The following is a 13824-nucleotide window of genomic DNA, read 5'->3' as shown; positions in this document are numbered from 1 at the left end:
TTGAGCCCGACATCCTCGTCGGCGATCTCGGCGCCGCGGCCGCATACCGGCGCGCCGCCGAGATCGCCGACGAGGATGTCGGGCTCAACCGCGCCATCGGCGAGAACGGGCTTGCCATCATCAGGCAAATCGCGGCGCGCAAGAAGCCCGGCGAGGCGGTCAACATCCTCACCCATTGCAATGCCGGCTGGCTGGCGACGGTCGACTACGGCACCGCGACGGCCCCGATCTATCTGGCGACCGAAGCCGGCATTCCGGTGCATGTCTATGTCGACGAGACCAGGCCGCGCAACCAGGGCGCCCAACTGACCGCCTGGGAGATGGCCGGCCATGGCGTGCCGCACACGCTGATCGTGGACAATGCCGGCGGCCATTTGATGCAGCATGGCGACATCGACATGGTGATCGTCGGCACCGACCGCACCACCGCCAATGGCGACGTCTGCAACAAGATCGGCACCTATCTCAAGGCGCTCGCTGCCGCCGACAACGACGTGCCCTTCTATGTCGCGCTCCCCTCGCCCACCATCGACTGGACCGTGGCCGACGGGCTTGCCGAAATCCCGATCGAAGAGCGCGCGAGTGACGAGGTTTCGCTGGTCTGGGGCAAGACGGCGGACGGCAAGATCGCGCAGGTGCGCGTCTCGCCCGACGCGACGCCGGCCGCAAATCCCGCCTTCGACGTGACGCCGGCGCGGCTGGTCACCGGGCTGATCACCGAGCGCGGCGTGGCGAAGGCCTCGCGCGAGGGGCTGAAGGCGATGTTTCCGGAGCGGGGGTAATCTCCCCCCCTCGAGGGCATAGGCGCTAAGATAGGCATTGCGGCGCGGGATCGGTTGTGATTCTACGCTGGGGATGACACACGAATCGCTTGTTGATGACGGTTGGGCCGAGACGATTGAGCTTCTCGGCGGCGAAGAGTTGATCGCAGGAAGTGCGCGCGAGACGAAGGCGTTCCTGCGCCCGCGCGGCATCCGGTCGGCGAGCGACCTGTTGCGCCTGACACTGGCTTACTGCCTTGGCAAGGTGGGCATGCGGGGCGTTGTGGCCTGGGCGGCGGCGAGCGGGATTGCCGACATTTCGGACGTGGCCTTGCTCGGCCGGCTGCGCAATGCAGGACCATGGCTGCAGCAGTTGATTGGGCATCTTTTGAAGCGCGAGGAGGAAGGCTTGGCCAAGGGTCGGCTGATCCGCATCCTCGATGCGACGGCGGTTGCCAAGGCCGGTGTGCACGAGAAGAAGAACAATGGCCTTTGGCGTATGCACTGCGCCTTCGATCTTGAGCGCGAGCAGTTCGATTTCCTCGAGATCACCGACCAGAGCGAGGCCGAGCTGATCGACCGCGTGCCGGTGGTGGCGGGCGAGATCCGCATCGGCGACCGCGCCTATCTGCAGGCTGAGCGGATCGCAAAGGTCATGGAGCAAGGCGGCGACGTTGTCGTGCGCGCGTCGTGGAAGAATGCGCGATGGCTCGACGCCAACGGCGAGGCGTTCGATCTCATCGGCCACCTGGAGAGCTGCCGGGAGGAAGTCTTCGAAACGCCTGTCCGGCTGGGCCTCAAGAAGGGCGAGCCTGTGAAGATGCGCCTGATCGCCTTGCGCAAATCCGAGGCCGCGGCACAAGAAGCGCGGCGCAAAATCAACAAGGAAGCCAAGGCCAAGGGCAACAAGGTTCGACCGGAGACGCTGATTGCGGCCGGCTTCGTCATCCTTGTGACCTCGCTTGACTGGGAGGAGTTTCCCGCCGGAACGGTTCTCAAGCTCTATCGCATGCGCTGGCGCATCGAGCTCGCCTTCAAGCGTCTGAAGAGCCTGATCGGGCTGCGCGCGCCTCCCGCCAAAGACCCAAGGATCGCAAAACCTTGGATTCTTGCCCACTTCCTCATCGCGCTTGTGACCGAACCCCTCTCGCAGGAGTTGGGTGTCTCTCCCCCTTGAGCGACGGGCGCCCGTTGCTGTGGCGCGCTACCCGCCAGATCGTCGCCTCCCTGATCGCAGCGATCTTTACTCAGCCGCCCCTGGCAGCCCTGCGCCAAAATCTCCACGCCTTGCGACATCGTTGGCGTGAGCCACCACGAAAGCGCAAGTTTCAGTCCATGCCAACGCTATCTTAGCGCTTATGCCCTCGAGGGGGAGATGTCGCCGAAGGCGACAGAGGGGGGCGCTGTCCCGCCAGCATTTCAATACCTGGGTTCCTCGCCCCCGCCAAAGGCGGGGAGAGGTGGCCGCGAAGCGGACGGAGAGGGGGCCTCGTAGGGCGCTCCCCTCTCCGTCTCGGCTTCGCCGAGCCACCTCTCCCCCACATTCGTGGGGGCGAGGAACCTTGATCCTGCAGCGCCGCGATCCTTCGCGCCCCCCTCTGCCCTGCCGGCCATCTCCCCCCAAGGGGGAGATCGCAGCTCCGGCGACGGCGACAATTGACAGCGCCGGTCCTCCTCCTCCATACAAACCGCGTTAAGTTCTCAGGGCGGGGTGAAAGTCCCCACCGGCGGTAAGGGTTTCGACCCAAGCCCGCGAGCGCCTTCCGGAAACGGGAGGGTCAGCAGATCCGGTGTAATTCCGGAGCCGACGGTTACAGTCCGGATGGAAGAGAACGTACGCAAGGACGGCCCGCTGGCGCGGGTCGGTTTTTGTGTCGTGCGTCCTGATTCTGGTTCGAAACGGAAGGAAGGACCCATGAATCAGCATTTCCCCAAAGATCAACAGACCCGCCGCGTTGCCGTCATCAAAGCGCGCTGGCATGCCGATATCGTCGACCAGTGCGTGACGGCCTTCGTGGCGGAGCTTGCCGCGCTCGGTGGTTTCAGCGTCGACATCTTCGACGTGCCTGGCGCCTACGAGATCCCGCTGCACGCCAAGACGCTCGCCGAGACCGGCCGCTATGCGGCGATCCTTGGCACCGCTTTCGTGGTCAATGGCGGCATCTACAGGCACGATTTCGTCGCCAGCGCCGTCATCGACGGCATGATGAGCGTGCAGCTTGCGGCCGGCGTTCCGGTGCTTTCCGCCGTGCTCACGCCGCACAATTTTCACGATAGCGCCGAGCATCACCGCTTCTTTCACGAGCATTTTCTGGTGAAGGGCAAGGAAGCGGCAAGAGCCTGCGTCGAAATCCTCGCCGCGCGCGCACGCATCGCCGCCTGAGCCCGACCGGTGCGCCAGAACTAAACCGATTTGGATTTCAGGACCGCAACGAGAGTGGTTGCGGTCCGTCGGAAATCCGGCCAGAAGCAAGTGGTTGGGCCTGGCCTGACCATTGGTAAATCCCGCCTGCAACCAAATACAGGAGACTATTGGGTGGCTCGCATCACACTGAGACAATTGCTCGACCATGCCGCCGAACACGGCTATGGCGTGCCTGCCTTCAACATGAACAACATGGAACAGGGGCTCGCCATCATGGAGGCGGCCGAGGAGACCAAGTCGCCGGTCATCCTGCAGGCTAGCCGTGGCGCCCGCGCCTACGCCAATGACGTGGTGCTGGCCAAGCTGATCGACGCGCTGGTCGAAATCCACCCCGACATTCCGGTCTGCATGCATCTCGACCACGGCAACAACGAAGCGACCTGCGTTACCGCGATCCAGTACGGCTTCACCTCGGTGATGATGGACGGCTCGCTGAAGGAAGACGGCAAGTCGCCGGCCGACTATGCCTATAATTCCGGCATCACCCGGCGCGTCGTCGACATGGCGCATTGGGGCGGCGTCTCGGTGGAAGGCGAGATCGGCGTGCTCGGCTCACTGGAAAGCGGCGGCGGCGAGCAGGAAGACGGCCACGGCGTCGAAGGCGCGATCAGCCACGACCAGTTGCTCACCGACCCGGTGCAGGCCGAGCAATTCGTGCGCGACACCCATGTCGACGCGCTGGCGGTGGCCATGGGCACCAGCCACGGCGCCTATAAATTCTCACGCAAGCCGGACGGCGCGGTGTTGGCGATGAATGTGATCGAAGAGATCCACCGCCGTCTGCCCAACATGCATCTCGTCATGCACGGCTCGTCCTCCGTGCCGGAGGAGTTGCAGGAGATCATCAACAAGTATGGCGGCCAGATGAAGCCGACCTGGGGCGTGCCGGTGGAAGAGATCCAGCGCGGCATCAAGCATGGCGTGCGCAAGATCAACATCGACACCGACAACCGCATGGCGCTGACCGGCGCGATCCGCAAGGTGCTGACCGAGAACCCTAGCGAGTTCGATCCGCGCAAATATCTGACGCCGGCCATGGCGGCGATGAAGAAGCTCTGCAAGGAGCGCTTCGAGCAGTTCGGCACCGCCGGCAATGCGCCGAAGATCAAGCCGATCCCGTTGTCGGACATGGCCAAGCGCTACAAGTCAGGCAGCCTCGACCCGAAATTCGGCTGAAAGCCGGGAATTTTGCCGGCCGCGTTGTGGCCGGTCGACGGCGGGAGTGCTTGCCGCTCCCGCCGGCATTGCCGCCAAGTTCGGCGGAACTTCATGCCAGCAGATCGGTTCCTGTTCCGACACCTCCCGTGCCACCCGCAGGGAAGGAGCAGATCATGAGCAAGGACCGCGACAGGCAAGGCCCGGTCTTTTCCGGCCAGGATGCGCGGCAGGGCGAAATCATCCTGCGCACGCGCGCGAGGCGCATCATCTTCATCGCCGGACTGGTCGGCATCGTCGTGCTGGCACTGGTGCTGAGCATCGCCATTCGGTGAAGTGGATCGAACGGCGCCGGCCACGGAACCATCAGCGGCCAACCCAAGTTGAACATTCCAGACGCAACGGAGGGGCGCGCAGGCTGCCCTGACGGACGATGTTCGAGCCGCTTTGCTGCGATATGCCGCTTCACCCGACCTGGCCGGATCTCGTCGCGCGGCTGTTGCTGACGTTGCTCGCAGGCTTCCTCATCGGCTTGAACCGCGAGGCGCGCGGCCACTCCGCCGGTTTGCGCACGACCATACTGGTCGGCCTGGCGGCTTGCGTCGCAATGGTCCAGGCCAACATGCTGCTCGATGTGACCGGCAAAGGGCCGGACTCCTTCGTGCGCATGGATGTGATGCGCTTTGCGCTCGGCGTGCTCACCGGCGTCGGCTTCATCGGCGGCGGCGCCATCCTGAGGCGCGGCGATCTCGTCACCGGCGTCACCACCGCCGCCACGATGTGGATCATGACGATGATCGGGCTCGCCTTCGGCGGCGGCCAGTTCGGCCTCGGCGCGATCGCGACGGTGCTGACCCTGGTGACGCTTCAGGCGCTGAAATGGGTCGATCTCAAGATTGCCCGCGACCACAAGGCGATGCTTTCGGTCTCATGGCCGAAGAACTCGCCACCCGACCTCCAGGAAATGGTCCGGCCACTCGGCTACAGCGCGCGTTTCGTCGGCATGGAGCACGATACCGACCGCAACCGCTTCGTATTTTCCTTCGATGTTCAATGGAAGCAGCCCGACGCGGTCGAGCCTTCGACCGATGTGCTGGCGGTGATCTCCGAGGACTGTGCGGTCGAGCGCTTCGAGATCGTCGGCGAGAAGCCGTTCTGAGTGTCGGGCCGGCAGGCTTACTCGGCCGCGCCTGGCGTGTCCGCATCGGCGCGAATGAGCTTGATGTCCGCTCCGGCCGCCCAGGCGCCGATATCCTCCCGGCGCAGCGCCGCCGCCATCATGTCGGGGACGTGATCCGGTGTGCAGGCAAAGACCGGAATGCCCAATGCCGCGACCGAACCGGCCATGGACGGATCGTAGCCGGGGCGACCCCGAGCCCTGGCATTCGCCCCAGATGAGCGCCAGTTGCTCGTTCGTCTCGAGGCGGGGCCAGGTCGAGCGCTTGGTCAGCTTGGCGGCGGCGCCAAGCGAAGCCTGGTCGGGGGCCAAAGCCTCGATTGTTTTCAAATCCAGCTGCAAGCCGCCCCCTCATGACCCCCGAAGCATGATGTCGCGACGATTGATAGCCGTTTGCGGCGCGCTGGTGTAGCTCCCGCCGCCGCAAAGTTTACAGGCTCGATGAACGCGCCCTTATATTCCGCGCAAAAACTCGATGACCATCGCAGCCGTCCAGGTAAAACGGCCGCCGCCGAGCGGGTCACCGGTGAGCGGGTCGTAATATTCGGCGAAGCCGCTTTCGGTGATCAGGTCGAGGCTGGAGCGGATGATACGCCGGGCGACCTCGGCATGGCCGGCGGCGAGAAGGCCGTCGGCGATCATGTAGTTGACCACCAGCCAGACCGGTCCGCGCCAGTAGCGCCTGGCATCGAAGCGCGGGTCGTCGGGATCGTGCGAAGGCACGATATGACGCGCCTTGCCGGCGAGGCGCTCGACGGTCGCGGCGATCGCGGCGGCGCGCGCGTTGGGGATGGCGGCGAAAGCCGGCAGCATGCCGCCGACCGAGGCGCTGTCGACGAGCTTTCCGGTGATACGGTCGAGGCAGAGGTATTGGCCATGCGCGTCGCTCCACAGGCGCTCCATCGCCGCCAGCCCCTTTTCGGCGCGGGCGCGATTGGCATTGGCGATCTCCATTTCGCCGAGCACCTCTGCGAGATCGGCAAGATCGGCCGCGGCGCGGATCAGGATGGCATTGAAGCCGGGATCGACGACCTGGAACGGCGAGGCGTCGTGCAGCCTGGCATTGTCCCAGCCCAGCCCGCGGAAATGCTGCACCAGCCAGAGATAGCGGTCGTACTGCGCCTGAGTCGGCCGATGCGCCGGATCGGCGTGCAGGATGTCGCGGCGCGTGTATGGTTCGACGCCTTCGGTCGGCACACGCTCGAAGGCTTCGTCCCAATCGATGGAGTTGTCGCGGCCGGACTCCCAGGGGTGGATGATCGCAACCAGACCCTCCCCCTTGTGATCGCGGTTTTCGTAGAACCAACGGTGCCAGGCATCGATCCTGGGCAGCAGCCTGCGAGCCCGCTCGGCTGCCAGCTTCTTGTCGCGTGCCCGGTCGAACAATCGGCGCACGGCGAAGCCGGCGACGGCCGGCTGGGTGATGCCAGAAGTGGCGGTCGGCCGATCGGTGCGCCAGACCTCGGGCCCGGGAAAATAGCCGTCGTTCCAGACATGGAAGACGATGTGCGGAACCATGCCGTCGGGCCATTGATGCGCGAACAGCGTTTCGATCTCGGTCCAGGCGCGCGCCTCGTCATAGTGGGCGAGGCCAAGCGCCGTCAGGCAGGAATCCCAGTTCCACTGGAACGGGTAGAGCCCCTTCGTCGGGATGGTGTAGTCGCCGTGGTCGTTTTCCTTCAGCACCTCGACGGCGCGGGCAATGATGTCTTGGGCGGCGGAGGCTGTCATGGCGGCTCGAGGTCTTTCAAAGGGCATTGGTGGTTTCGGGATCGAACCAGCGGATGCGGTCGGGCCTAGGGGCGAGCCGCAGGCGGTCTCCAACGGCAACGGTGGCGCTGGAGTCCAGCACGGCGCGGAACAGGCCGCCTTCGACGTCGCAAGTGACCAGCGTGTGCGGCCCGAGCGGCTCGATGACGCGCACGGTGGCCTGCAACCCGTTGTCACCGGCGTCGACATCCTCGGGCCGGATGGCGAATTCGATTTTTCGCTTGTCCGATTTCGGGCCGGGCAACGTCAGCCCGGCTACGCTCCAGCCTCCATCCGCGATTTTGGTCGCCGGCAGGAAATTCATCGGCGGGTTGCCGATGAAGGAGCCGACGAAGCGCGCGGCCGGATTGCGGTAGACCTCGACCGGCGACGCCGCCTGGACGATGCGGCCCTGGTGCATGACGGCGATGCGATCGGCGAGGCTCATCGCCTCGACCTGGTCGTGGGTGACGTAGATGGTCGTGGTCTTCGAGGCCGCGAGCACGCCTTTTAGCTCGGCACGCATCTCCAACCTGAGCAGCGCGTCGAGGTTGGACAGCGGCTCGTCCATCAGGATGACGTCCGGCTCCATGGCAAGCGCGCGGGCGACGGCGACGCGCTGACGCTGGCCGCCGGAAAGCTGGCCCGAGTAGCGCTTCAAAAGCTGCTCGATATGCATCAGTTCAGCAGTGCGGTTGACGCGGCGCTCGACATCGGCTTGCGGCAGCTTCTTCATGCGCAGGCCGAAGGCGATGTTCTCGAACACCGTCAGATGCGGGAAGACGGCATAGTTCTGGAACACCATGGCAATGCCGCGGTCGCGCGGCGGCAGATGGTCGACGCGGCGGCCGCCGATCCAGACTTCGCCCTGGCTCGGCGTCTCCAGCCCGGCGACGATCCTGAGCAGCGTGGTCTTGCCGCAGCCGGAAGCGCCGAGCAGCACCATGAATTCCTGGTCGGCGATGGCGAGGTCGACCTGATGCAGCGCGGTGAAGCCGCCGAAGCGCTTTGCTACTCCCTTGATGGCGATTTCAGCCATGAGCGGTCTTCCTCTCGCGCGTCATCGGTTGGCGATCCCCCACATGGCGAACAGATATTTCCGGACGGCGAAGATGAAGATCAGCGCCGGCACGACCAGGGCCGCGCCACCGGCGAATTTGAGGTAGAGCGGCGACTCGCCGAGGCTCTGCAGCAGGAAGGCGGTCAGCGTGCGGTTCTCGATGGTGAGCACGGCGGCGGCGAAGACCTCGTTCCAGGAGATAGTGAAGGCGAATACGGCCGAGGCGGCGATGCCGGGCAAGGCCAGCGGCAGGATGACCTTGCGAAAAGCCTGCCAACGGGTGCAGCCGAGCGTCCAGGCCGCTTCCTCGAGCTCAACCGGGATGCCGGAAAACAACGAGAAGGTGATCAGCACCGCGAAAGGCAGCGCCAGCGTGGTGTGCACCAGCGCCAGGCCGAGCGCGGTATCGTCGAGCCCGGTGCGGATGAACATCACCGCCAGCGGCAGCGCCAACAACGGCAATGGGAAGGCCCTGGTCATCAGCACCAGGAAGCGGAACGTTCCCTTGCCCGGAAAATCGAAGCGCGACAGCGCGTAGCCGGCCGGCGCGCCGAAGCCGATCGAGAGGATCATCGTCAGCGTGGCGACGAGCACCGAGTTCCACAGCGCGTTGGCGACACCGGCGAAGTTGATAAAGAAGGCGAGGCTGCCGAGATCGAAGGACGGGAAGAAGCGCTTGGGAAAGCCGGTCACGTCCTGCGGTGACGACAGCGCGTTGACGATCAGCAGATAGATCGGCAGCAGCACCCAGACGCAAAGCAGGATGGCGGTGGCGACGAGCAGCCAGTCGCCGGCCTTGCGGGCGTCAGCCATCGCGACAGCCGGCGCCTCGGCGACGGCGCTCATATCCTGGGCTCCTTCATATCCGTGCCTCCTTGGGCACGCGCAGCACTCTCAGGAAGAACAGCGTGAAGCCGATCGAGATGGCAAGGATGAGCAGCGCCGAGGCGGCGGCGACATTGCGGTCCTGCAGCGTGAATTGCCAGTTGTAGGTCTCGCCCATCAGCACCGGCAGATTGGTGCCGCCAAGGGCCGCGACGACGGCGAAGACCTCGAAGGCGAGGATGACGCGCAGGATGATCGCCGTCTGCAGCGACGGTCGCAGAAGGGGAAGCGTGATGCGCACGAAGCGCTTCCACGGGCCGGCGCCAAACACTTCGGCCGCCTCGTGATACTCCTTCGGGATCAAGCCCATGCCTGCAACGAGGATGACCATCATGATCGCGGTGGCGCGCCAGATCTCGGCCAGCACGACGGCAATGAAGATCGTGAGCTTGCTCTGGTAGCCGAGGAACATGATCGGCCGGTCGACGATGCCGAGACCGGAAAGCAGCGTGTTGAGGAAACCGGACTGGTCGAAGATGGCGAGCCAGATCAAACCGGCGGCGAGGTCGGAAATGCCAAGCGGGATGGCGAAGATGTAAAGCGCCGCGCTGCGCCCGGTCTCCAGCCGCGACACGACGCTCGCCATCAGAAGCGCCATGGCAAGTTGGATCGGCACGACGATCGCGGCCAGCAGCAGCGTGTTGCGGACGGTGGCCGGAAACTTCCAACTGGCGGCCATGGTGCGGAAATTGTCGAGCGTGAAGACGCCGTCGCGGGTCATCGCCTCGAAAGCGACGAGCACGAAGGGATAGAGGAAGAAGACGCACAGGAACAAAGTCGCCGGCATCAGCAGCAGATAGGGCAGAGCCTTGCCGTTCATGGTGTTTGTCCTTGCGCGCTGCGACAGTGCTGCGGTCCGGGCGCCCGGAGTGCAACAAACTCCGGGCGCCCCCTCGGGAGGATCCTAGTCGACCGGACAAGCGCCTTCGGACGGCTTGTCGGGCGCCCAGCACGGCGCCTTCGCCTGGTCGAGGATCGCCTTGAGCGTCGTCGCCTGCTCTTCGAGCACGCCGTGCACATCCTCGCCGCCGAGCACGATGCGCTCGAAACTGTCGCTGTAGACCTGGTTGAACTTGCCGCCGAGATCGCCGAGCCCCATCGGCGGTAGTGCCGGCAACGCATCCGGGGCGCTGGTCATGGTGGCGATGACCGGCGCGAAGGCCTTCACCGAGGCCGGCACATCGTCGGGCAGCTTGACGTCGACGACGGGGAAGAAATTGGTCGCCTTCAGCGTCGCGATCTGCGTTTCCGGCTTCAGCATGTAGGCGACCAGGGCCTTGGCCTTGTCCGCATTCGGCGAGGTCTTGGGAATGGCGACGCCGGCCACCACCGGCATGAAGCCGCGCCCGGCGGGACCGGCCGGCGCCGGGAAGGCGACGAAGTCGTCGGGCTTCTGGTTGAAGGCATCGGCAAGGCGCGCGACATGGTCGAACGCCACCCAGACTTCACCCGACAGCAGAGGCTCCTGCATGAAGGCGTAATTGGTCGAGTTCGGGTTGGTGTACTGCCACAGCTCCTTGAACTTGTTCCAGGCGGTCTCGGCCTCGGCCGAGCGGAATTTGGTGACCATCGAGCCGGTGTAGGACGGATAGAGGAAGCCCTCGAAGAAGCGGTGCTTCAGCCCCTTCGGGCCGGCCGGGAAGCCGAGTTTCGGTGAGCCCGTCTTTTCGGCGATAGTCTTCGCCCACTCGATCAGCTGGTCGTAAGTGATGGCGTTGAGATCGACGCCCGGCGGCAGATATTGCAGCGCCTGCTTGTTGGCCGCCATCAGAAAGGTTGCCTGCATCCAGGGCATGTATTTCTGCTCGCCGGTGCCGAGCGTGCCGAGCTTCTTGTAAGCCTCGTTCACCTTGACCCCTCCGACATCGACGCCGGAGAGATCGACAAGGCTGGCGCCGACGGTGGAGAAATCGCCGTGCAGGCCGCCGAGCAAGCCGATGGTGCCGGAGCCTGCCTGCAACTCAGCCTGCAGGCGGGTGAGCCAGGGGCCGTCCTCGGCGACCTGATAGTCGACGGGACCGTCGAAGCCTTTCAGCACCTGGTCGCGCATCTTCTGCGTTTCCTCGACCGGGCGCGCCTGGGTCGACCAGAACAGCACCTGCTGGGCCTGGGCGGCGCCGGCGGCAAGCGACAAGGCCAGCGCGGCACCCGCCAGTTTTTTCAACATGGTCTTCATGCTCTTCCTCCCTATATCGGCGCCGTCATGGCGGCATCAGCTTCTTGTCTTTGGCGCGGGTCCATGGCTCGCCCTCGGCACCAGCGTCGGCCGGATCAGCCGCGTCAGCGGCTCAGCCGGTCTGTCGGCAATAACGGTGAGCAGCATGTCGGCGATCTCGCGCGCGCACTGGCGGATCGAGGCGTCGAAAGTGGTGAGGCCGGGTGGCGCATAGGCCGAGGCCAAGACATTGTCGAAGCCGATGACCGAGAGGTCGCGCGGCACCGTGAGCCCGGCGCGTGACGCCTCTTCCATCACCGTCAGCGCCAGCTCGTCGAACAGGGCGACGATGGCGGTCGGACGCTCAGGCCCGTGCAGCATCCGGTTGACAGCCTGGATGCGGGCGCCGCGGTCGAAGCGCGGGGCGGTTGCCACGTCGAGCCGCACCGACGGATCGCCGCGACGCGCAATCGCGGCGGCGAGGCCGTCCTGCCTCAGATGCCGGAAGGTCATCGGCTCGGAAATCGTCACCAGGCCGAAATGGCGATGGCCGAGATCGTAGAGCATGTCGAAGGCTTCGCCGAAAGCATGCGCGCCGTCGGTGTCGAGCCAGTTGTAGGCAAAGTCGCTGTCGAGCTGCCGGCCGTGGGCGACGAAGGGAAAGCCGCGCCGGCGCAGATAGGCAAGCCGCTCGTCGACCTCGGCAATACGGGTGACGACGACGCCATCGGCGCGCCCGGATTCGACGACATGGCGCAATACCGCGATCTCGGCCTGGTCTTGCGCCGCGGTGGCGAGGATGAGATCGGCGCCATGCGACACCAGGCCCTCGCCGAGCCCGGTGACGAATTCGCCGAGGAAGGAATCGACCAGGTTGGGCCCGCGGATCGGCAGCACCAGACCGACGAAACCGCTGCGCCCGGAAACCAGCGTGCGCGCCGCGGTGTTGGGCACATAGCCGGCCTGACGCGCCGCCTGGGCGACGCGCTCGCGCGTCTTCAGGGCGATCTGCTGATGGCCGGCAAGCGCCCGCGACACTGTCGTGATCGACAGGCCGAGGCTTGCGGCAAGCTCCTTCAGCGTAGTGACGCGGGCCGGCAATCGTTCCTCCCTGAACGCGATGTTGAAACGTTTGTAATCACCTTTTTTGGAATTGCAAACGTTTTAAATTTTTGCGCAAAGCGAGCTGCGACGTCAGGATCGCCGAAGCTGCCGTGTCCGAAACCATCCGGCGGCGATGAATGATCGCCTCTGCCGCTGCGACGAAGATGGTTAGCATGTTAATTTCTTTGCCGGTTGCTAGCCGCCGCCGTTGCGTCTCAATGATCGGCCCGAAATGGCGGCAGGGAACCATGGCCGATGATGCCATCGACGCCGGCTCCGGATCAAACGGCGGCAATCGCGAAGAGCCAGGCCAGGATATCGAGCAACAGAAAGAACAGCGCGATCTGCAACGCCACCCGCAGCCGCTGGATGATCCGCCAGTTGCTGGCCATGTCCGCCTTGATGCGCAGGGCAAGCGCGCGGCGCATGGCCGACATCGTTGCCGGCCTGTCGCCATCGACATATTGATCGAGCAGCTCTTCCGGATCGAAGCGGAACGCGTATTGGTGGTAGGGCCAAAGCATGAAGACGATCAGCCCGCCGATGCCGAACAGCAGGGCCACCGCAATCCAGTCCCAAAGCCCAAGCCCGTCGGAAAGGGCCGCACCGCCGAGCAACGAGTTCGCGAATGCGGTGGCGAAGATAAGGCTGCCGGCGCGGGTATTCATATTCTCCACGACGCTCTGCTGATGAGTGAGACCTCTCACCGCCTCCTGGTAGATGAGCGCGAGACGAGGATCGTCGTCGGCAATACCGTTTGCGACGGCGCCGTTGCTTTCTCCTCGACCCGGACGTTCGGCCATGAAAGGTGCCTCCAGCGCGGCGAAGCTTAGCTCAAATCCTTCGCAGGCTTCAAACCGTCACCACGACCTTGCCGAATTGCTCGCCGGATTCGAGGAAGCGGTGCGCCTCGACGATTTTGTCGAACGGGAAGGTCCTCGCGATCACCGGCTTCAGCGCGCCAGCCGCGAGGCCGTCGAGAATGAAGCGCTTGGCCGCTTCCAACCGGGCCGGATCGCCGGTGATTTCGTGGACCAGGTAGCCGCGCAGCGTCAGCGTCTTGGCCAGCACCTCGAAGAGCGGGAACGGCGTCGGCTCGGGGCTCAGGCCGCCATATTCAAGGAGCATGCCGCCGCGCGACATCGTCGCCGTCAGCCGCGTGAAGATCGGGCCGCCGACCGCGTCGAGGACGACGCGCACGCCCTCGCGCGCAATCTCCTTCAGCCGCGCTTCGAGGTCCTCCTCCTGCGAGGCCACGACATAGTCGGCGCCGGCATCGAGCAGAGCGCTCTTCTTGGCCGACGTCCGCGTCACGGCAATCGGCACGGCGCCGATGCTGTTGGCGATCTGGAT

15 protein-coding genes, 1 pseudogene and 1 riboswitch are annotated in these 13824 nt (G+C 65.0%); of the genes and pseudogenes, 6 read left to right on the top strand and 10 right to left on the bottom strand.

Annotated elements, in window-relative coordinates; all coding sequences use genetic code 11:
- From mtnA to EOA38_RS12470, 6 genes are all read left to right on the top strand, one after another.
- The coding region (gene mtnA / locus EOA38_RS12495; protein ID WP_127299334.1) for an S-methyl-5-thioribose-1-phosphate isomerase at positions 1–782 on the top strand (782 nt) is incomplete at its 5' end.
- A gap of 73 nt (positions 783–855) precedes the next feature.
- Positions 856–1938 carry a transposase gene (locus EOA38_RS12490; RefSeq protein ID WP_127299333.1) on the top strand — a complete coding sequence of 361 codons (1083 nt, stop codon included), beginning with the start codon at positions 856–858 and terminating at the stop codon, positions 1936–1938.
- Positions 1939–2454: 516 nt separating this feature from the next.
- Positions 2455–2599: riboswitch (FMN riboswitch) on the top strand.
- A 77-nt stretch (positions 2600–2676) separates the two neighbouring features.
- Positions 2677–3144, top strand: a complete 468-nt coding sequence (locus EOA38_RS12485; RefSeq protein WP_126095395.1) for a 6,7-dimethyl-8-ribityllumazine synthase — start codon at positions 2677–2679, stop codon at positions 3142–3144.
- 153 nt (positions 3145–3297) lie between these two features.
- Positions 3298–4362, top strand: coding sequence for a class II fructose-bisphosphate aldolase (gene fba / locus EOA38_RS12480; RefSeq protein WP_059185845.1), 1065 nt, complete (start codon positions 3298–3300; stop codon positions 4360–4362).
- 155 nt (positions 4363–4517) lie between these two features.
- Positions 4518–4676 (top strand): peptide ABC transporter permease, encoded by a 159-nt coding sequence (locus tag EOA38_RS12475; RefSeq protein ID WP_126095396.1) that lies wholly within the window; start codon positions 4518–4520, stop codon positions 4674–4676.
- 98 nt (positions 4677–4774) lie between these two features.
- Positions 4775–5500 (top strand): MgtC/SapB family protein, encoded by a 726-nt coding sequence (locus EOA38_RS12470; protein ID WP_127299332.1) that lies wholly within the window; start codon positions 4775–4777, stop codon positions 5498–5500.
- Positions 5501–5517: 17 nt separating this feature from the next.
- Here EOA38_RS12470 and EOA38_RS12465 read toward each other — a convergent pair.
- The 10 genes and pseudogenes from EOA38_RS12465 to EOA38_RS12415 all read right to left on the bottom strand — a co-directional run.
- Positions 5518–5712, bottom strand: a pseudogene (locus EOA38_RS12465) (hypothetical protein); the annotation flags it as partial.
- A 259-nt stretch (positions 5713–5971) separates the two neighbouring features.
- Positions 5972–7249, bottom strand: a complete 1278-nt coding sequence (locus tag EOA38_RS12455; protein ID WP_127299331.1) for a trehalase family glycosidase — start codon at positions 7247–7249, stop codon at positions 5972–5974.
- Between the two features lie 16 nt (positions 7250–7265).
- Entirely contained in the window at positions 7266–8306 is a 1041-nt protein-coding gene (locus EOA38_RS12450) for an ABC transporter ATP-binding protein (protein ID WP_127299330.1), read from the bottom strand.
- Positions 8307–8327: 21 nt separating this feature from the next.
- On the bottom strand, positions 8328–9173 hold the full coding sequence (locus EOA38_RS12445; RefSeq protein ID WP_127299329.1) for a carbohydrate ABC transporter permease: 846 nt from the start codon (positions 9171–9173) through the stop codon (positions 8328–8330).
- A gap of 13 nt (positions 9174–9186) precedes the next feature.
- The gene (locus EOA38_RS12440; protein ID WP_127299328.1) at positions 9187–10032 is read right to left on the bottom strand and encodes a sugar ABC transporter permease; all 846 of its coding nucleotides are present in this window, start codon (positions 10030–10032) and stop codon (positions 9187–9189) included.
- 84 nt (positions 10033–10116) lie between these two features.
- Positions 10117–11388, bottom strand: a complete 1272-nt coding sequence (locus EOA38_RS12435; protein WP_127299327.1) for an ABC transporter substrate-binding protein — start codon at positions 11386–11388, stop codon at positions 10117–10119.
- Between the two features lie 36 nt (positions 11389–11424).
- Positions 11425–12468 carry a substrate-binding domain-containing protein gene (locus tag EOA38_RS12430; RefSeq protein ID WP_127299326.1) on the bottom strand — a complete coding sequence of 348 codons (1044 nt, stop codon included), beginning with the start codon at positions 12466–12468 and terminating at the stop codon, positions 11425–11427.
- A gap of 37 nt (positions 12469–12505) precedes the next feature.
- Positions 12506–12736: a hypothetical protein gene (locus EOA38_RS12425; protein ID WP_127299325.1), complete on the bottom strand. Its 231-nt coding sequence runs from the start codon at positions 12734–12736 to the stop codon at positions 12506–12508.
- Between the two features lie 16 nt (positions 12737–12752).
- On the bottom strand, positions 12753–13274 hold the full coding sequence (locus EOA38_RS12420; protein ID WP_189434630.1) for a hypothetical protein: 522 nt from the start codon (positions 13272–13274) through the stop codon (positions 12753–12755).
- 49 nt (positions 13275–13323) lie between these two features.
- Positions 13324–13824: zinc-binding dehydrogenase (locus EOA38_RS12415; protein ID WP_145965951.1), on the bottom strand; the 501-nt coding region annotated here is incomplete at its 5' end.

Source organism: Mesorhizobium sp. M1E.F.Ca.ET.041.01.1.1, assembly GCF_003997355.1.
In the GTDB taxonomy this organism is placed as follows: Bacteria; Pseudomonadota; Alphaproteobacteria; order Rhizobiales; family Rhizobiaceae; genus Mesorhizobium.
Note: the sequence above shows the minus strand (reverse complement) of the source record. Positions and strands in the feature narration are given on the sequence as shown.

Bases quoted from the DNA above. Each gene is read 5' to 3' on its own strand.
- EOA38_RS12485 (WP_126095395.1), top strand. From the start codon at position 2,677: ATGAATCAGCATTTCCCCAAAGATCAACAGACCCGCCGCGTTGCCGTC.
- EOA38_RS12440 (WP_127299328.1), bottom strand. From the start codon at position 10,032: ATGAACGGCAAGGCTCTGCCCTATCTGCTGCTGATGCCGGCGACTTTG.
- EOA38_RS12490 (WP_127299333.1), top strand. From the start codon at position 856: ATGACACACGAATCGCTTGTTGATGACGGTTGGGCCGAGACGATTGAG.
- EOA38_RS12435 (WP_127299327.1), bottom strand. From the start codon at position 11,388: ATGAAGACCATGTTGAAAAAACTGGCGGGTGCCGCGCTGGCCTTGTCG.
- EOA38_RS12420 (WP_189434630.1), bottom strand. From the start codon at position 13,274: ATGGCCGAACGTCCGGGTCGAGGAGAAAGCAACGGCGCCGTCGCAAAC.
- EOA38_RS12470 (WP_127299332.1), top strand. From the start codon at position 4,775: ATGTTCGAGCCGCTTTGCTGCGATATGCCGCTTCACCCGACCTGGCCG.
- EOA38_RS12425 (WP_127299325.1), bottom strand. From the start codon at position 12,736: ATGGCATCATCGGCCATGGTTCCCTGCCGCCATTTCGGGCCGATCATT.
- EOA38_RS12455 (WP_127299331.1), bottom strand. From the start codon at position 7,249: ATGACAGCCTCCGCCGCCCAAGACATCATTGCCCGCGCCGTCGAGGTG.
- EOA38_RS12475 (WP_126095396.1), top strand. From the start codon at position 4,518: ATGAGCAAGGACCGCGACAGGCAAGGCCCGGTCTTTTCCGGCCAGGAT.
- EOA38_RS12445 (WP_127299329.1), bottom strand. From the start codon at position 9,173: ATGAGCGCCGTCGCCGAGGCGCCGGCTGTCGCGATGGCTGACGCCCGC.
- EOA38_RS12450 (WP_127299330.1), bottom strand. From the start codon at position 8,306: ATGGCTGAAATCGCCATCAAGGGAGTAGCAAAGCGCTTCGGCGGCTTC.